At 41.2% G+C, this 18,232-nt stretch carries 18 protein-coding genes; 7 read left to right on the top strand and 11 right to left on the bottom strand.

Features of this window, described 5'->3' with window-relative positions:
• Positions 1 to 29 precede the first annotated feature (29 nt).
• On the bottom strand, positions 30 to 2,255 hold the full coding sequence (locus tag ESA94_RS18025) for a heavy metal translocating P-type ATPase (protein WP_129132333.1): 2,226 nt from the start codon (positions 2,253 to 2,255) through the stop codon (positions 30 to 32).
• Between the two features lie 44 nt (positions 2,256 to 2,299).
• Here ESA94_RS18025 and tsaE point away from each other — a divergent pair, with 44 nt between their 5' ends.
• Together tsaE and ESA94_RS18015 are read left to right on the top strand one after the other, a co-directional pair.
• Positions 2,300 to 2,743: a tRNA (adenosine(37)-N6)-threonylcarbamoyltransferase complex ATPase subunit type 1 TsaE gene (gene tsaE, locus ESA94_RS18020; RefSeq protein ID WP_240671089.1), complete on the top strand. Its 444-nt coding sequence runs from the start codon at positions 2,300 to 2,302 to the stop codon at positions 2,741 to 2,743.
• Between the two features lie 46 nt (positions 2,744 to 2,789).
• Entirely contained in the window at positions 2,790 to 4,007 is a 1,218-nt protein-coding gene (locus ESA94_RS18015; protein ID WP_129132332.1) for an alanine dehydrogenase, read from the top strand.
• A gap of 57 nt (positions 4,008 to 4,064) precedes the next feature.
• Here the strand turns inward: ESA94_RS18015 and ESA94_RS18010 are convergent, their stop codons facing one another.
• The 6 genes from ESA94_RS18010 to ESA94_RS17985 all read right to left on the bottom strand — a co-directional run bounded on the left by ESA94_RS18010 (position 4,065) and on the right by ESA94_RS17985 (position 9,606).
• Positions 4,065 to 4,385: a cupin domain-containing protein gene (locus ESA94_RS18010; protein ID WP_129132331.1), complete on the bottom strand. Its 321-nt coding sequence runs from the start codon at positions 4,383 to 4,385 to the stop codon at positions 4,065 to 4,067.
• A 4-nt stretch (positions 4,386 to 4,389) separates the two neighbouring features.
• Positions 4,390 to 5,007, bottom strand: coding sequence for an ABC transporter ATP-binding protein (locus tag ESA94_RS18005; RefSeq protein ID WP_129132330.1), 618 nt, complete (start codon positions 5,005 to 5,007; stop codon positions 4,390 to 4,392).
• On the bottom strand, positions 4,988 to 5,794 hold the full coding sequence (gene lpxA / locus ESA94_RS18000; protein ID WP_129132329.1) for an acyl-ACP--UDP-N-acetylglucosamine O-acyltransferase: 807 nt from the start codon (positions 5,792 to 5,794) through the stop codon (positions 4,988 to 4,990). Before lpxA ends, ESA94_RS18005 begins: the two co-directional genes overlap by 20 nt.
• Positions 5,784 to 7,208 (bottom strand): bifunctional UDP-3-O-[3-hydroxymyristoyl] N-acetylglucosamine deacetylase/3-hydroxyacyl-ACP dehydratase, encoded by a 1,425-nt coding sequence (locus tag ESA94_RS17995; RefSeq protein ID WP_129132328.1) that lies wholly within the window; start codon positions 7,206 to 7,208, stop codon positions 5,784 to 5,786. Before ESA94_RS17995 ends, lpxA begins: the two co-directional genes overlap by 11 nt.
• Before the next feature lie 48 nt (positions 7,209 to 7,256).
• Positions 7,257 to 8,312 carry a UDP-3-O-(3-hydroxymyristoyl)glucosamine N-acyltransferase gene (gene lpxD, locus ESA94_RS17990; protein WP_129132327.1) on the bottom strand — a complete coding sequence of 352 codons (1,056 nt, stop codon included), beginning with the start codon at positions 8,310 to 8,312 and terminating at the stop codon, positions 7,257 to 7,259.
• 76 nt (positions 8,313 to 8,388) lie between these two features.
• A complete protein-coding gene (locus ESA94_RS17985; RefSeq protein WP_129132326.1) occupies positions 8,389 to 9,606 on the bottom strand; it encodes an HD domain-containing protein in 1,218 nt (405 codons plus the stop codon).
• A gap of 137 nt (positions 9,607 to 9,743) precedes the next feature.
• On the opposite strand from ESA94_RS17985, the gene porX reads away from it, so the two are divergent.
• From porX to ESA94_RS17960, 5 genes are all read left to right on the top strand, one after another.
• On the top strand, positions 9,744 to 11,300 hold the full coding sequence (porX, locus tag ESA94_RS17980; RefSeq protein WP_129132325.1) for a T9SS response regulator signal transducer PorX: 1,557 nt from the start codon (positions 9,744 to 9,746) through the stop codon (positions 11,298 to 11,300).
• 135 nt (positions 11,301 to 11,435) lie between these two features.
• Positions 11,436 to 11,717 (top strand): hypothetical protein, encoded by a 282-nt coding sequence (locus ESA94_RS17975; protein WP_129132324.1) that lies wholly within the window; start codon positions 11,436 to 11,438, stop codon positions 11,715 to 11,717.
• Positions 11,718 to 11,818: 101 nt separating this feature from the next.
• Positions 11,819 to 12,595 carry an MBL fold metallo-hydrolase gene (locus tag ESA94_RS17970; RefSeq protein ID WP_129132323.1) on the top strand — a complete coding sequence of 259 codons (777 nt, stop codon included), beginning with the start codon at positions 11,819 to 11,821 and terminating at the stop codon, positions 12,593 to 12,595.
• A 62-nt stretch (positions 12,596 to 12,657) separates the two neighbouring features.
• Entirely contained in the window at positions 12,658 to 13,617 is a 960-nt protein-coding gene (locus ESA94_RS17965; RefSeq protein WP_129132322.1) for a ComEA family DNA-binding protein, read from the top strand.
• A gap of 174 nt (positions 13,618 to 13,791) precedes the next feature.
• A complete protein-coding gene (locus ESA94_RS17960) occupies positions 13,792 to 14,931 on the top strand; it encodes an acyl-CoA dehydrogenase family protein (RefSeq protein ID WP_129132321.1) in 1,140 nt (379 codons plus the stop codon).
• Positions 14,932 to 14,984: 53 nt separating this feature from the next.
• On the opposite strand, the gene ESA94_RS21505 is transcribed toward ESA94_RS17960, so the two are convergent.
• The 4 genes from ESA94_RS21505 to ESA94_RS17945 all read right to left on the bottom strand — a co-directional run bounded on the left by ESA94_RS21505 (position 14,985) and on the right by ESA94_RS17945 (position 18,101).
• On the bottom strand, positions 14,985 to 15,158 hold the full coding sequence (locus tag ESA94_RS21505; protein ID WP_164972785.1) for a hypothetical protein: 174 nt from the start codon (positions 15,156 to 15,158) through the stop codon (positions 14,985 to 14,987).
• Between the two features lie 224 nt (positions 15,159 to 15,382).
• Positions 15,383 to 16,615: an ATP-dependent Clp protease ATP-binding subunit ClpX gene (gene clpX / locus ESA94_RS17955; RefSeq protein WP_129132320.1), complete on the bottom strand. Its 1,233-nt coding sequence runs from the start codon at positions 16,613 to 16,615 to the stop codon at positions 15,383 to 15,385.
• A gap of 139 nt (positions 16,616 to 16,754) precedes the next feature.
• The gene (locus tag ESA94_RS17950) at positions 16,755 to 17,384 is read right to left on the bottom strand and encodes a ClpP family protease (RefSeq protein WP_129132319.1); all 630 of its coding nucleotides are present in this window, start codon (positions 17,382 to 17,384) and stop codon (positions 16,755 to 16,757) included.
• Between the two features lie 21 nt (positions 17,385 to 17,405).
• On the bottom strand, positions 17,406 to 18,101 hold the full coding sequence (locus tag ESA94_RS17945; RefSeq protein ID WP_129132318.1) for a ClpP family protease: 696 nt from the start codon (positions 18,099 to 18,101) through the stop codon (positions 17,406 to 17,408).
• Positions 18,102 to 18,232: the final 131 nt, after the last annotated feature.

Genomic DNA, 18,232 nt, shown 5'->3' with positions numbered 1-18,232 from the left:
CACAACTGCCGATTCACGACTCACGTTTCTTAAACCACTCTTTTCACAAACAACCTTACACTGTTGATTGCCAGCACTACATCACTTAACCCCATTACCAATGCACCAAAGGTTGGTGTTAATAAACCAAATGCAGCAACGGGTATAGCAATGATGTTGTAGAAAAATGCCCAGAATAAATTTTGTTTGATGGTTAAGAACGTATGCTTACCCAAACCTAATGATAAAGGCAGATTTTTTAAACCATGATTCATCAATACCACATCGGCAGTTTGCATAGCCACCTGCGATGCTTCGCTCAACGAAATACCAATGGTTGCTTTTGCCAATGCAGGTGCGTCGTTAATACCATCGCCCACCATTGCAGTTGGCGTGGTTTTATTTAAACGCTCAACTACTTCCAGTTTTTGCTCAGGTGTTTGTTCGGCAATTACTTCATCAATACCTAATTCTTTTGCAATGGCTTCACTTTTTGCCTTACGATCACCACTCAGCAAAATGGTTTTAATGTTCTTGCTTTTGAGGTATTGTACAATCGGTTTTGCTTCCGTACGCAATTCATCTTTTACATCAACCCAGCCAACCAGTTCGCCATTACGCAATACATACACATTATGGTTTTCATCCATTGTTTGATCTGCTGCTGCTTTATACGAACCTGCGATCCATTCCACACCGTCTTTTGTAACAGCTTTCATACCTAAGCCTTTGATCTCCTCAATCGAAGCCCAGCGTTCATCTTTGTTCGTTTTCCATTCTGTAGCTATACAAACAGCAATCGGATGATTGGAATATTTTTCCAGTGAATAAACAATGCGTTGGAATTCTTGGTCTTGAATTGTGAGTGGTGAATGAATCAAAAGCTGATCAGCGGTACCCATATAACCTATAAACTCATCCTTATTTGATTGTTGATTTTTATTGTTCACCATTGACCATTCATTATTCACTATTGCCCAATCTGCTAATGTAAATCTGCCGGTAGTAAGTGTTCCTGTTTTATCGAACACAACCTGTGTAATGTTTTTAAACAGCTCAAGGCTTTTTGCGTTACGGAAGAGCACGCCATTTTTTGCAGCACGGCCTAACCCAACTGCAATTGCTGCAGGCGTTGCAAGTCCCATTGCACAAGGACAGGCAATAACCAACACAGCAATGCTGCGCATTAATGCAGGTGTAAATTCTTTTAAGATGATCCAGTTGGCGGCTAATGTTACAACTGCAATGCCTAATACAATGGGTACAAAAATGGCACTGATCTTATCGGCTAGTTGTTGTACAGGAGGTTTTTCTCCTTGTGCCTGTTTAACTAAGTTCACAATGTTAGCAAGTACAGAATCTTTTGCAGTTGCAGTTACTTGCGCTTTTACTGTTCCATCAACCAAAAGACTTCCACCAATCAATTGATCTTTTTGTTTTTTCGTAAGCGGTAAACTTTCACCGGTAATAATGGCTTCATTTACTGTTGCTTCACCCCATAGTATTTTACAATCTGCAGGTATCTGTTCACCGCTTTTGATCAAAATAAGATCACCAACATGCAACACTGTATTTTCAACAGGGAAGATCTGTTCCTGGTGCAGATCGTCAAATGCAATCATGTTGGCCATTACCTTTTGGCTTTTTGCCAAACTGTTTAATGCACGTTGGGTTTGTTCAACAGATGCATCTTCTAAATAATTACCAAGAAATACAAGTGTGATGATGGTAGCTGCTGTTTCATAAAACATGTATTCTTCTGCCTGCCCTGTAAGTGTTCCGTACAAGCTGTAAACAAATGCAGCAGTGGCACCAACAGCCACTAATACATTCATATTCGGCAAGCCGTTGCGGATACTTTTCCATGCACTGCGTCCAAAATAATTCATACCAATAACATAAACCGGCAAACACAAACCCAACTGCACCCATGGATTCATGAGCCAGTGAATGTGTATCCATTTCTCGATCATGTGTAACATCAGCACCAATGTAAACGGAGCACATAACAATACATACCGGAGAAAGCGGTTCATCTTTTTCTTCTCTTCCGGTTTAGCTGTAACACCGTTGCGTTCTGCAACAATATAGCCTAAGGATTCTAATCCTTTTTCAAGTTTATCCTGGTCGGTTGTTTCTGTAAAATCAAAATGCACTTCGCCGCTGGCCGGATTGGCTTTTATATTTTTCAACCCTTCTTTTTCGAGGTATTTGCTGATGGTGAGGGCACAATTTGCACAAGTCATTCCATCAACTTTCCAGTTCATTGTTTCCATACTGTAAAGTTACAGTAAGAGTAAAAGCGCATCAATCAATATCTTTGCAACCATCATTCAATTCTGCAGTGCATTACACAATTACAAAGGAGAATATACACAGCGTTGCAAAAGAAGTGTTGCAACAGTTAACGCAGTATAAAGTGTGGGCTTTTTATGCTGCAATGGGCAGCGGAAAAACAACATTCATCCATGCTCTGTGCGATGTGATGGGCGTAAGTGATGCAGTTGGCAGTCCAACGTTTTCCATCATCAATGAATATAAAGCGGCAGACGGATCGGTTGTGTATCATCTCGATCTGTATCGCATCAAAGACGAAGAAGAAGCCATACAGGCTGGTGTGGAAGATGTGTTGTACAGCGGTGATCTTTGCTTTGTGGAATGGCCTGAAAAAATACCCGATCTTTTTCCTGCAGCTACTGTTCAGCTTTCAATTGATGTTGTTGACAGCACAACCCGCAGATTAACGGTGAAAGTTCCGTCCTGATTTTGTAATTTGTACCTCTTTCCAACAAGAAACCAGCACAAACCGTATGGCTTTATCGAAACCGATTGTGAGCGCATCGTTCAGCTACGAAACATTAGAGGAGAAATTAGATATTAAATCGAAAGGCGCACAGCTGTTCATTGGTCTTCCTCGTGAACATATGTTCCAGGAAAACCGTGTTGCACTTACACCCGAAGCTGTAAGTGTGTTGGTGAACAATGGCCATAGGGTAATGATCGAATATCTTGCCGGTGAAGGCGCTCATTTCAGCGATAAAGATTACAGCGAAGCAGGTGCAAAAATTGCGTACGAGCGAAAAGAAGTGTATCAATGTGATATACTTATTAAGTCGGCTCCGGTTTGCGAAGCAGAATTGGAATTACTGAAGCCGGGTCAAACTATCATTTCTCCTATTCATATTGCGGTGATGAAACCCGAAATCCTGGCAGGGATGATGGAGAAACGAATTACTGCTTTGTCGTTCGAAAATCTGAAAGATGATTCCGGTCATAATCCCATCGTTCGCAGCATGAGTGAAATTGCAGGTAGTGCGGTAATGCTCATCGCCGGACAATACCTTAGCAGTTTTAATAATGGTAAAGGTGTGCTGTTAGGAGGTATCAGTGGTATACCGCCAACAAAAGTTATCATCATCGGCGCAGGAATTGTAGGCGAATATGCTGCACGTACAGCATTGGCAATGGGAGGCAGTGTAAAAGTATTCGACAACAATATTTACAAACTCAAACGCATGCAAACGGCCATTGGTCATCGTATGTGGACTTCAGTTGTTGAACCAAAAATATTGGCCAAGCAATTAAAAACATGCGATGTGGCAGTAGGTGCCTTATCATCTATCGGTGGTGCAAGAACGCCCATTGTTGCAACCGAAGAAATGGTGGCACAAATGAGGCCCGGTAGTGTAATTGTAGATGTTAGCATCGACAGAGGCGGATGTTTTGAAACAAGCGAAGTAACAAGTCATGAAAGTCCCATCTTTATAAAGCATGGTGTAATTCATTATTGCGTACCGAATATACCAAGCGGTTTTGCACGTACCGCATCACAAGCCATCAGCAATGTATTGATGCCGCTTTTACTTGAAATGGCGGACGAAGGTGGTTTGGAAAAACTGCTCTGGCACAAGCTGAATATCCGCAACGGCATTTATTTGTTTAAAGGAGCCCTCACTAATTTTTATTTAAGCCAACGTTTCGATTTAAAATATACCGATCTGAATTTGTTGATTGCAAGCAGGGGATAGAACGCAATTTGAAAATTTGCGAATTTGATGATTTGAAAATTGAAATCAATCAACACTCTATTTATACTCTTCCCTCTCCGGCATAAAAATATCAATCACTTTGCAGTTGCTGATGGCTTTGCCACCGTGTTTAATATTTCCCGGAATGGTTACAACTGCACCAGCAGTTAAACGTTCTGTTTTTCCATCAATGGTTAATTCAAACTCACCTTCTACTACATGCATAATTTGTTCGTGCATATGTGCATGTTCGGGAATGGGCGATCCCGCATCAATATTCCAGAAGGCAACCGTAGATGTACCCGTGTGCACAAACTTGCCATGATAGCCGGGAAATAATTCTTTTGCAGGAATGTTGTTGAGATGATGGAAATACATGTGCTTATTCTTTATAGTCCATAATGCTGATCTTGTGATTGCAGAATTTGTATTCCACCTCATCGTTACTGCTAACGATCACCAAACGTTCAGCACAATACTCATTAATTAAACGATGATACAACGAAATACCGTCTGCATCAAGATTGGTGCAAGGCTCATCGAGCAACACCACCGGTACATCACTTAAAATGGCCTGCGCCAGTTTAACACGCTGCTTCATACCACTGCTGAAATAGCGAATCTGTTTTGCAGCTGCTCTTTCAAGTCCAAGCAATGCAATGATTGTTTTTACAGTTAAACCAGGTAAAAAAGCTTTGAACGATTGGTGAAATGTAAGAAACTCTGTCAATGTCATTTCTTCGGGCAGTTCAAGATAAGGAGCTGCCATTGCTGCAAAACGATGTTGAACATCAGCAGCGATCAAATCGTCCTCGTGGTATTGAATGGTTCCTTCGGAGTGCTGAACAGCTCCCGATATTATTTGCAGCAGGGTCGATTTACCGGAACCATTGTTGCCGGTAATTGCATAGGCCTGCGCCTGTTCAAATTCGTATGTAAGGTGACGAAAGATCCACTCCCTGTTGTATCGCTTGCCGGCATCAGAAAGCAATATCTTCATCACTGCTTGTTTGTGAATGACGTTTGATGATACCGATGCCTGAACTTTTGATAAAAGCAAGGATCTCATCTCTTGTTTCAGTAGAAGGCAGCATCTGTTCGATCAATTCCAGTGCTTTTGAAACAATATGCTTCTCTACAAAGAGGATGTGATAAATTTTGAAGATCTCTTCAATGGTTTCTTTGCTGTAACCACGACGACTTAAACCAACGTTGTTGATTCCTACATAGCTCAATGGCTCACGTGCAGCCTTTACATAAGGAGGAACATCTTTTCGAATGGCGCTCATACCGGCAATGTAGGTATGCTTACCGATATGTGTAAACTGGTGTGCCGCACTCATACCACCAATAATTGCAAAATCATCAACCGTAACATGACCGGCCAGTTGTACCGAGTTGGCAAGAATAACATTGTTGCCAACAATACAATCGTGCGCCACATGGGCATAAGCCATAATTAAACAGTTGCTGCCAACCTTGGTTGTGTTTTTATCGGTAGTACCACGGTGAATGGTTACACATTCACGGATGGTTGTGTTATCGCCAATTTCAGCAAGCGTATATTCTCCACGGTATTTCAGATCCTGCGGTACGGCACCAATAACAGCTCCGGGAAATATGTTACAGTTCTTACCAATTCGTGATGCGGAGAAAATGGTAACGTTGCTCATTACATGAGTACCATCACCAATAACCACATCATCATGAATTACTGCAAACGGATCAATCGTTACATTGGCGCCTATTTGCGCATTCGGATGTATATGAGCAAGGTTACTGATCATTCTTGGTTCTTTTTACAATTTGTGCAGTAAGGTCGGCTTCGCAGGTAACTTTACTGCCTACAAAGATGGTTCCTTTCATTTCAACAATACCTCTGCGGATCGGACTTTTCAGTTCCATTTTTAAAATTAACGTATCGCCCGGTACTACCTTTTGTTTAAACTTACAATTATCTACTTTCAGGAAATAGGTATCGTATTTATCGTCGGTATCTTTTGGAATAGCGAGTAAACCACCACATTGTGCCAATGCTTCTACCTGCAATACGCCGGGCATAACATAGTTGCCGGGAAAATGCCCCTGGAAGAAAGGTTCGTTATACGTAACGTTCTTTACGCCTACAATATAAGTATCTGTAAGATCGATGATTTTATCTACCAACAAAAACGGGTAGCGATGCGGCATGATCTTTTCGATCTGTGTTACATCGTATACAGGGGGTTTGTCGGGGAAGTATGCTGGAACATTTGCTTTGAAGCGGTTCTTCTTAATATGTTCCTTGATTTTGCGTGCAAACTCCACATTGCTTGCATGGCCGGGGCGGTTTGCAATAATGTGGGCTTTAAATGGCATACCTACCAACGATAAGTCTCCAACAAGATCTAAGAGTTTATGACGGGCAGGCTCGTTAGGGAAACGAAGTTTTAAGTTGTTAAGATAACCTTCGCTTGTTACAGCAAACTTTTCTTTACCAAAAGCTTTCGACAAGGTTTCCAGTTGCTCATCGCTAACCGGTTTATCAACCACCACAATGGCGTTGTTTAAATCGCCGCCTTTAATGAGGTTGTTCTTTAAAAGAAATTCCAGTTCGTGAAAGAAAGAAAATGTTCTGCACGAAGCAATTTCATTATTGAACTCTTCAATATTACTCATCTGCGCATGTTGTGTGCCAAGTACAGGTGAGTTAAAATCGATAAGTGTATTGATGCGGAAACTATCGGCAGGCATTGCTACCATTTCCACTTTTTTATTTTCATCGAGGAAAAAAATATTATGGTCGATCGTGTACCATGTTTTGATGGCATCCTGCTTTTGACGGCCTGCTTTTTCAAGAGCTTCAACAAATGGCTGAGAGCTGCCATCGAGGATCGGTACTTCCGGTCCGTCGATCTTCACTAATACATTATCTATTTCGCAGCCGGCAAATGCAGCCAGTAAATGTTCAATAGTGCTAACAGTAGCTCCGTTGTTGGAAAGAGTGGTGCTGCGATTGGTTTCTGTTACAAAATCAACGTCAGCTTTAACTGAAGGCTGGTTGGGTAAGTCGATGCGTTGGAAAACAATACCTGTACTTGGTTCGGCCGGTTCAAGCGTCATTGTAACCGATGCGCCGGTGTGTATGCCTACACCGCTGATGGTAATTGGTTGGCCAAGAGTATGTTGGTTGCTGTGGCTGTTGCCATTGCTCTGATTCATGGGCACGAAAGTAATAAAAAACAGGTGAAACGATTGTAAGCAGATAGCTTACTGAATACTTTCCCTTTCGGCCATCAGTTGTTTAACCAATAACTCCAGTTCGGCAATGCGTTTTTCCATATCGGGCAGGTTACGAAAAATGGCCTGGCTGCGTAATGTACTGGTATAATCGGAGGCTGGTGAGCCTGTAACTACACTGTTAGGTTGTTTCAACGATTTGCTTACACCGCTTTGGGCATTAATACGGCTGCCATCGGCAATGGTAATATGACCAACAATGCCTGCCTGTCCGCCAATCATTACCCGGCTGCCGATTTTTGTACTGCCGCTAACACCGGTTTGTGCAGCAATAACGGTATAGGTACCAATTTCTACATTATGTGCAATCTGTATAAGGTTATCGAGCTTGGCACCTTTATGAATAATGGTTGAACCCATGGTTGCCCTGTCGATGGTGCAATTGGAGCCAATCTCCACCTCATCTTCCACTACCACATTACCAATTTGCGGAACTTTTTTGTACGTACCGTCTGCCTGTGGGGCAAAACCAAAACCATCGCCACCAAGCACAGTGCCTGCATGGATAATTACTTTATTACCCAAAACGCAGTTATGATAGATCTTCACGCCCGGGTTCAATACACAATGATCGCCGATTGTAACGCCGTTACCAATGTAGCAATGCGGATGGATTTTTACATTCTTTCCCAGCTTTACGTTTTCGCCAATATAGCTGAAGGCTCCAATGAATACGTTTTCGCCGATAGTAGCTGTTTTAGCTACAAAAGATGGTTCCTGAATGCCTACCATCTTTTGTTCCATAATTTGTTCGTAGGCCTGTAAAAGTGTGGCAAAAGCGCTGTAAGCATCGGGCACACGAATAAGAGTGGCGGCTAAAGCTTGCCGTAATTCCAACGATTCGTTGATGATGATTACCGATGCACCGGTGCTGTATAAATAATCTTCGTATTTGGGATTGGCTAAAAAAGCGAGCTGACCTGCAACGGCTTCTTCAATTTTACTGAAGGAACTAACTGTTGCATTGGGATTACCCTCTACCGAACCTTTAATGATGAGCGCAATTTGCGAGGCCGAAAACTCCATGTATCCTGTCTTATTATTTTAAAGTTACTTTCAAAAACGTTGCAAAACAATCTTTATAACGTGCTTTCTGCACTTTTTACTTTAGCGCAGGGCGGCAAAGATAAAACTTACGAACGGGGCTCAGCACAGTTTCATGAATCAATCCATATTCCACCTCAGAAATATCTTTAACCGTTCCGTCTTTAAACAGGATATTAATATGCTCGTTGCCTGTATTATACATCCTGTTTTCGGCAATACCGTTAAAAACGAAATATTCAACTTCTTCGTCTGTTAACGACAACTGTTCCTTTGCTTTACGCTGCACGGCCTCAATTTCTTTTTCATCAAACGGCTGCATCTGCAGTTTTGTTTTAAGCATATTACGGTTTAACAACCATTGGCTGAGGGTGCTGAGTACTTTATCTGGGTGATGCTGCCATTTTTTAATGGAAGCAAGCACATCGTAATCGTCCAGCTCACAAAACTTAGCCAGGTTGTTTCGTATAAATGTTGCCGATTGTGTTGTACGCAAAAATTCGTCCAATAACGGGGTGGATGAAAAAAGACCTTCTTCCTGCTTAGCCAGCAAGCGTGCTCTTTCCAGGATCTTCACCAGCATATTTTCAGCACTTAACACCGTTTTATGCAGGTAAGCCTGCCAGTACATAAGCCTGCGTGCCACCAAAAATTTTTCAATACTGTAAACAGCTTTCTCTTCAACCATCAACTCATTATCATGCACAACCATCATTTTAATAATACGGTCGTAACCAATAACGCCTTCGCTTACGCCACTGTAAAAACTGTCACGGGTTAAATAATCCATACGGTCAACATCAAGCTGTCCGCTTATCAATTGATGAAGAAATTTTTTAGGATATGTATCCTTGAAAATAGAAAGAGCTAAGCTTAAAGCTCCATTGAACTCGTTATTGAGATGTTCAAAAATGAGCAACGAAATTTCTTCGTGATGTACATCTTCAATTAACACATGTTCCAGCGAATGGCTGAAAGGTCCATGTCCCACATCGTGCAACAGAATGGCCAGTTTTGCTGCCTGTTCTTCTTCGGCTGTAATGTCAACACCCTTGCTTTTTAATTCGGTTAATGCAAGACTCATTAAATGATAAGCACCCATGCTGTGGTGCAATCTCGAATGTACAGCACCTGGATAAACCATATGTGCCATTGCCATTTGATGAATACGTCGTAAGCGCTGGTAAAAAGGGTGTGAAAGCACTTTATAAATCAACTCATCGTCGAACGTAATAAACCCATACACCGGATCATTCACTATTTTTCTAAACTTCATGCGTTTATCGATTGTTACTTTTTATGCCAATAACAGGATAATCTGTTAAATATCAAACAGGGAAGTGTGCAAAGGTAATAGCTTATGCGTTGAAACTTGTACCTTGAGTGCTTAACTTTAGCAATAAACCAATTAGTATGGCTTTAGCAAAAATATTATGGGTAGATGATGAGATTGAAAGTCTGCAATCGCAGAAATTATTTCTCCAGGGGAAGGGATACGAGGTACATACATTAACGAATGGTTTCGATGCCATTGATTATGTAAAAGAAAACCCGGTTGATGTGGTGTTAATGGATGAAACCATGCCCGGCATTACAGGTTTGGAAACACTAACCAAGATCAAAGAAGTAAACCAATCGATACCGGTTGTACTCATAACAAAAAATGAAACCGAGAACCTGATGGATGATGCCATTGGTTCGCAGATAAGCGATTATCTGATAAAGCCCGTAAACCCCAACCAGGTATTGCTGAGTTTAAAAAAGATCATCGATAACAAACGGTTGGTGAGCGAAAAAACAACTTCGGCTTATCAGCAACAGTTCCGCAATTTGTTTATGGCGCTTAACAGCAATCCCAACTACAATGAGTGGATGGATATTTACAAGAAGCTGGTGTATTGGGAACTGGAAATGAGCAAGGCCGATAGTCCGGAAATGAGCGAAGTGTTGCAACAGCAAAAGAACGAAGCCAACAACGAATTCTTCAAATACATTTCACGGCACTATGCAGGTTGGGTTAAACCAAAAGCTGCAGAATCGCCCATTATGAGTCATTCGTTGTTTCAGTTTAAAGTATTACCGCATGCTGAAAAAGGAACGCCTTTGTTTTTTATATTGATCGATAACCTTCGTTTCGATCAGTGGAAAGCCATACAGCCTGTGTTTGCAGATAATTTCCGTATTGCTGAAGAAGAATCGTTTTATGCTATTCTGCCTACGGCAACACAGTACAGCCGCAATGCCATTTTCAGTGGGTTGATGCCGATTGATATTGAAAAGAAATTTCCCAAACAATGGAAAAACGATCATGAAGAAGGAGGTAAAAACCTGCACGAAGAAGAGTTTTTTCGTGAACAGTTACGCAGGTTAGGTAAAGGCGATTTGAAAGCTTCATTTACCAAAGTATTGAATCACCAGGCAGGACAGGAATTGGTGAACAATATCCATAACCTGTTGCAGAACGATATTAATGTGATCGTGTACAATTTTGTGGATATGCTGAGCCATGCCCGCACCGAAATGGAAGTGCTGAAAGAGCTGGCCAACGATGAAAAAAGTTACCGCAGCATTACTGCCAGCTGGTTCGAGCATTCTCCGCTTAATCAGGCACTAAAGAAGATTGCCGACAAAAAGATCAACATTGTAATGGCAACTGATCATGGCAGCATTCGGGTACAAAAGCCGGCTAAAGTAATCGGCGATAAAGAAACCACAACGAATATCCGCTACAAACATGGCCGCAACCTCAACTTCGAGCCAAAAGATGTGCTGGCCTTTCGTGATCCTGCAGAAGCAGGATTGCCTGTACCGAATGTAAATTCATCGTTCATTTTTGCAAGGGAAGATGTGTACCTCTGTTACCCCAATAATTACAACTATTACGCAAACTATTACCGAAATACATTTCAGCACGGTGGAGTTAGTTTGGAGGAAATGATTATTCCGGTGGTACGAATGACAAGTAAATAAAGAGTAAGTACGAGGTACGAGGTTGGAGATACGATGTAAGACTGTGGAAAAGTCCTCCTTATCGAAACAGGTAAAAAGAGGCAGTAACGGTAAATTTGCAGTATCCTGTGATCCCCTTTAGGGAATGGAAAGAGTATGAAACTGAATCAAACAACACTGAATAAGTTAGAGGCAATTTTGGGTGAAAGCGGCTACATTGTTCGTTACGAACGGGGCACTTTCCAAAGTGGCTATTGTATCCTTGAACAAAAGAAGGTAGTTGTGCTTAATAAATTTCTGATGCTGGAAAGCCGGGTAAATACCCTGCTCGAATTAATTCCCTTAATCAACATCAGCTTCGATGCATTAACCGGCGAATCGCAAAAATTGTACGAAGAAGTGATGGCGCTGGCTGCGGCAAAAGCAACCAATGAGTGATTGATTGATGAGTAATGAGCGGCATGACGAGGTAGTTGATTTCTTTTACACTCATCACTCATAATTCATCACTGATTCACATCATTCATTAATTTTACTCTGTGAGCTATCCTCCCATTAAGATCACTTTTCTTGGTACCGGCACCAGCAGTGGTGTTCCTATGATCGGTTGCGATTGCGAAGTTTGCACATCATCCAACAAAAAAGATAACCGGCTCCGCAGCAGTATTATGATTGAAACTGCTGATACAACGATTGTTGTTGATACAACCCCCGACTTTCGTTACCAGATGCTTCGGCTGGGTGTAAAAAAAATAGATGCTATCATTTTTACACATCCGCACAAAGATCATATTGCCGGGCTCGATGATGTGCGTGCTTTTAACTACATCACCCGAAAGCCTATGGAAGTGTATTGCAATTATCTTACAGAAGAAGCATTACGCAGAGATTTCTATTATGCTTTTTCCGATACACGCTATCCCGGTGTACCGGAGGTCAATCTCAACACCATCACCGATCAGCCATTTATGGTGAATGAATTGCTGGTTGAACCGATACTGGTTTGGCATATGAAAATGCCGGTGCTTGGTTTTCGGTTCGGATCGTTCACCTACATTACCGATGCCAATTTTATGGAGCCTGCTGAAAAAGAAAAGGTCAGGGGCAGCAAAATAATGGTGGTCAATGCACTGCGTAAAGAAAAACACATTTCCCATTATAACCTCGATGAAGCAGTTGCATTGGTTCAGGAACTCGAAGTACCTGAGGCATATTTCACACATATCAGTCATCAGTTAGGTTTGCACGATATTATTGAAGGTGCATTGCCCGATGGGATTCATTTAGCTTACGACGGACTTACATTAACGTTATAGCATCTTATTTCTACCCGTTTTGAAGTATTTCATTTAAAAAGGTCAACTGCTAATTTTAAAGTATGCAGTTTTCCCGCCCTCACTGGATAAAAGAATATTTCAGCTTTACAAAAAAAGAACGCAATGCAACATTGTTGCTAGCAGCGGCTGCTCTTTTATTTTCATTATTGCCTTCTCTGTTTCCTTTTCTTGTTAAAGATGAAATTGAACTTACTATTGATACTGCCGTTCAACATAAACTTGCTGCTTTACAAACAATACCGGCCGATAAATCAAATGCAGATGCCGGGCTGTATCAACCCAAAGAATCGCAGTTTGAAAAATACCGCAGGCAAAAAAACAATGCTGAGTTATTTTTCTTCGATCCCAACAAGGCAACAGCCGAAGAATGGAAACGGCTTGGTGTACGAGAAAAAACAATTGCTACAATTCTTAAATACAGGAGTAAAGGCGGCAGGTTTTATAAGCCTGAAGATCTGAAAAAGATTTATGGCCTACGGCCTGATGATGTGGAGCGCTTAATTCCATTTGTTACACTTGAAACAACAGGCAAGCCTGAAAATGTTTTCGATAATTCAACTGCTGCAAACTCATCAACAACAGAGCGGAAAGAATTTTCAAAAGCAGTAGTGGAAATCAATAGTTCCGACACAGCTGATTGGAAACAACTTCGGGGTATTGGTTCGGGCTATGCAAAGCGTATTGTCAACTTCCGCAACAAACTCGGCGGTTTTATTTCTGTTGAACAGGTTGCCGAAACATACGGATTGCCCGATAGTGTATTTCAGCAAATTAAACCGCAACTCAAAAATAATTCTGCCAAGGTTCGCAAAATAAGCATCAACTACAGTACGGTTGAGGAATTAAAAGCACATCCCTATATCGGTTTCAGCGTAGCAAGCGCTATTGTACAGTACCGTAAGGAACACGGCAATTTCAGTTCAGTTTCCGATTTACAGAAAATCGGCGCCATAGACGATAAGCTGTACCAAAAGATCAGCCCATATTTATCGGCAGAATAAAGGGAGAAAATTATTTTTCCACTTCCGCTAACATGTGTTAGTGGAATGCCTATATTTGTTCTGCCGTTTCGATTGATTGCTATTATGTAAAACAGTTGAGTCATGGTGCTGGTTTGAGGGTCAGTTCATGGCTCAACTTATTTTAAGGCCGTCTCTGATTAAAACTTTTCGACGATGAATTTTACACAAAACGAAATAACACAGCAGGTAGCCCAGGTAGCGAAGGATTTTGCACAAAAGCATATTCAGCCACATGTAATGGAGTGGGATGAAAGTCAACATTTCCCCAAACATGTATTTCACGAAATGGGTAAACTTGGCTTAATGGGCATTTTTGTGCCGGAGCAATATGGCGGCAGTGGTTTTGGTTATTACGAATATGTAGCGGCTATTGTAGAAACTGCAAAAGTTTGCGGATCTGTTGGATTGAGCCTTGCAGCGCATAATTCACTTTGTACGGGGCATATGCTCTATTGTGCAAATGAAGACCAGAAGAAGAAATATTTACCAAAGCTTGCGAGTGGAGAGTGGATCGGGGCCTGGGGTTTAACTGAACCCAATACTGGCAGCGATGCAGCAAATATGAAAACGACTGCTGTAAAGGAAGGCGACGAATGGATATTGAATGGAACAAAATGCTGGATCACACATGGCATAAGTGCAGAGCTGGCAGTCGTTATTGCACGTACCGGCGAACCAAGAGCGAGTGGTAACTCTACAGCTTTTATTGTTGAGCGTGGAACTCCCGGTTTTAAAGCAGGTAAAAAAGAAAATAAGCTGGGTATGCGTGCAAGCGAAACTTCTGAAATGATCTTTGATAACTGTCGTATTCCTGATACCAACAGAATTGGTGAAGTAGGTGATGGTTTCAGACAGGCGTTGAAAATATTGGATGGTGGACGTATTTCTATTGCAGCATTGGCATTGGGTATTGCAAAAGGAGCATATGAAGCGGCATTAAAGTATTCGCAGGAGCGTTATCAGTTCGATCAGCCGATTGCCAACTTCCAGGGCATTTCCTTTAAACTGGCCGATATGGCTACTGAAATTGCTGCTGCTGAATTACTGATTTTTAAAGCTGCTGATTTAAAAAACCGTGGCGAAAAAGTAACTGAAGCTGGGGCGATGGCGAAATATTTTGCCAGTGAAGTTGCAGTGAAAGTAAGTAACGATGCGGTGCAGATTTTTGGTGGCTATGGTTATACCAAAGATTTTCCGGTAGAAAAATATTATCGTGACAGTAAACTCTGTACCATTGGCGAAGGTACCAGTGAAATACAAAAAATAGTTATTGCACGTGAACAGCTTAAATAGGCGATCGATAGCATGAGAAAGCCGGGCCGTTCCTTCGGGAACGGCTTTTTTATTTAATCGAGAAAATCATCCTCGTCTTTTGGTCCGTACTTATCAAAGAGCTTATCAATAGCTCCGCCGAAAATGGGAAACTTCTCTTTGGCAAAATTTCTGATTACATCAATTGCTGCATAAGCCTGTTGCTCTGTTAACCCTTTTTCCATTAAACGGTTGATGAGATCCTGCATGAATAAAAAGTTTAAAATGGAAAGGTAGAAGTTTAAAGTTGGATAGAATCACGGATAAAACAGATTTTGGCGAATAGATGCGGATTTTATATCTCTGCTTATTAGTTTTTATCCGTGTTATCAGGGACTCTATCTTTCTTCAAATAAAAAACCTGTTGAGATTACTCAACAGGTTTAACTATCGTTAACATTCGTATTTCTTACTTCGTAAATCGTACTTCGGCTTATGCAACTTTCAGCATACCCAGTTTGCTCTTATCAAACTTGTGCATTGCATAGTCGAGCGTAAGATGGAATTGTTTTTCTTCGCTGCCCGGTAAATCAAACATAGCATCGGTTAAAATACTTTCGCAAATGCTGCGTAAGCCCCTTGCGCCGAGTTTGTATTCCATTGCTTTGGCAACCATAAAATCGTACACATCATTATCAATAATGAGCTCAATGCCTTCCAGTTCAAATAACTTCTGATACTGTTTTACAAGTGCATTCTTTGGCGTTACTAAAATTTCACGGAGTGTTTCTACATCTAAAGGATTGAGGTAGGTAACAATCGGTAAACGTCCAAGTAACTCCGGTATCAACCCAAATGTTTTCAGATCCTGTGCATTTACATACTGCAACAGGTTTTTCTTCATGTGCTCCTGTTCTTCTTTGTTTACATTAAAGCCAATGGCGTTGGTGTTTACACGGCGTGCAATCACTTTATCAATACCATCAAATGCGCCACCGCAAATGAAGAGGATATTCTGTGTGTTGATCTTAATGAGTTTTTGCTCGGGATGTTTACGGCCGCCTTGTGGAGGAACTAATACCTCAGTTCCTTCCAGTAGCTTCAGCATACCTTGTTGTACACCTTCACCACTTACATCACGGGTAATAGAAGGGTTATCACCTTTACGTGCAATTTTATCGATCTCATCAATATACACAATGCCTTTTTCTGCAGCAGCTACATCGTAATTACAAACCTGTAGCAAACGGGTGAGAATACTTTCCACATCTTCACCTACATAACCGGCTTCTGTAAATACAGTAGCATCAACAATAGCAAACGGAACATTGAGTAGTTTGGCAATGGTTTTAGCCAACAGGGTTTTACCTGTACCTGTTTCGCCAACCATTACAATATTGCTCTTCTCAATTTCAATTTCGCTTTCGGTTTTTTGTTTTAAACGTTTGTAGTGATTGTAAACTGCAACAGCCAGCACTTTCTTTGCTTCATCCTGGCCAATAATATACTCATCTAAAAAGCGCTTAATTTCAATTGGCTTTTTAACGTTGAGTTTAAAGTTAGAAGTGGTTGCTTCATTACGCAGCAGTAATTCCTGTGCAATAATTTCCTGTGCATGTTCTACGCAATTCTCACAGATATGACCTTCCTGTCCTGCAATAAGGATCTTTACTTCGTCTCTGCTTCTGCCACAAAATGAACAATGCAACATGTTGTTTTTCGCCATCTGTAATGGGTTTTCAGGTTGGTTTGATTATACAAAACCAACTCAAAGATAATAATGGTTTTTAATTAAGGTAGTAGAATGATAAAAAAGGGATGGAGCACTACAAAGCCCCATCCCTGTAAATAGCTTGTTCTGATTTTTACAGCTTGTCGAGAATGCCATCCACAATGCCATACTTTACTGCTTCCTGGGCATCCATCCAGTAGTCTCGGTCGAAATCCTTCAACACTTGTTCTACTGTTTTACCACAATTTTCTGCAAGGATCTTAGCGCCCATTTCTTTTGTTTTGGCAATTTGGGTAGCAATAATTTCAAGATCGGCACTGGTACCCTGTGCACCGCCAATACTTGGCTGGTGGATCATTACCTCACCACTTGGGAAAATAAAGCGTTTACCTTTTGTACCTCCGCTGAGCAGTATTGAACCCATTGATGCAGCCATACCCATACAAATGGTACTAACAGGCGAATTGATCAATTTCATGGTATCGTAGATAACCATACCACTTGTTACTACACCACCGGGACTGTTGATGTAGAGTTTAATTTCTTCGCCGGGTTTTACTGCATCTAAGTACAGCAATTTGTTTACGATCTCTTTTGCAGAATTATCGTGTACAACACCCCAGAAAAATATTTTACGTTGCTCTAAAAACTTTTTATTGTAAGGTCCGAAAGCTGCAGCCGAAAACTGTTCTAACGGATTTTCTTTTGGTTCGTCATCTTCGTCTTCGAAACGAACAGGAAATTTTAAATTATAATGATTCATGATTGATCGTTGTTTTAGGGTTTAGCTTTCTTTTGATTTTCGTGGATTCATTACCAGTACTTCATCTACAAGACCATATTCTTTTGCTTCAGAAGCGGTCATCCAGAAATCACGGTCGCTGTCTTCTTTTACTTTATCGAATGTTTGACCACTGTGATAAGAAATGATCTGGTACAGTTCGTCTTTCAGCTTCTTCACTTCGTTCACCATGATCTGAATATCGGTAGCTTGCCCACCTGCACCACCATAAGGCTGGTGTAGCATAATGCGTGAATGCTTTAATGCTGTACGCTTACCATGTGTACCTGCGCACATTAACACCGCACCCATACTTGCAGCAATACCAATAGTAATTGTGCTTACATCGGGAGTGATGTATTGCATGGTATCGTAAATACCAAGACCGGCATAAATACTACCGCCCGGGCTGTTGATATACATCTGAATGTCACGTGTACGATCGGTACTTTCCAAAAACAGTAACTGTGCAGTAACAATGTTCGCTACATAATCATTGATTGGTTCTCCCATGAAAATAATACGATCCATCATGAGGCGAGAGAACACATCCATGCTTGCTACGTTCAGCGGACGTTCTTCGATAATGTATGGTGTAAGATTGGTAGGGGTGAAAGCGTTCTGATAATTATGCAATGTGGCGCCGGAGATACCACGGTGTTTAACGGCGTATTTTTCAAATTCTTTATTGAAATCCATAGTCATTTATTTTCCGGTTTGAAGTTAAGGGAAACGTTTGGAATAAATTGTTTTCAAATACCATGCAAGGCATAAAAGCAGGACATTAAGGCAGAAGAGATGGTTGGAGGTTTATGGTTTAAGGTTTATGG

Source organism: Lacibacter luteus, assembly GCF_004118265.1.
Taxonomy (GTDB): Bacteria; Bacteroidota; Bacteroidia; order Chitinophagales; family Chitinophagaceae; genus Lacibacter; species Lacibacter luteus.
The sequence above is the reverse complement of the archived record's forward strand: the minus strand, read 5'-3'. Positions and strand labels throughout refer to the sequence as shown.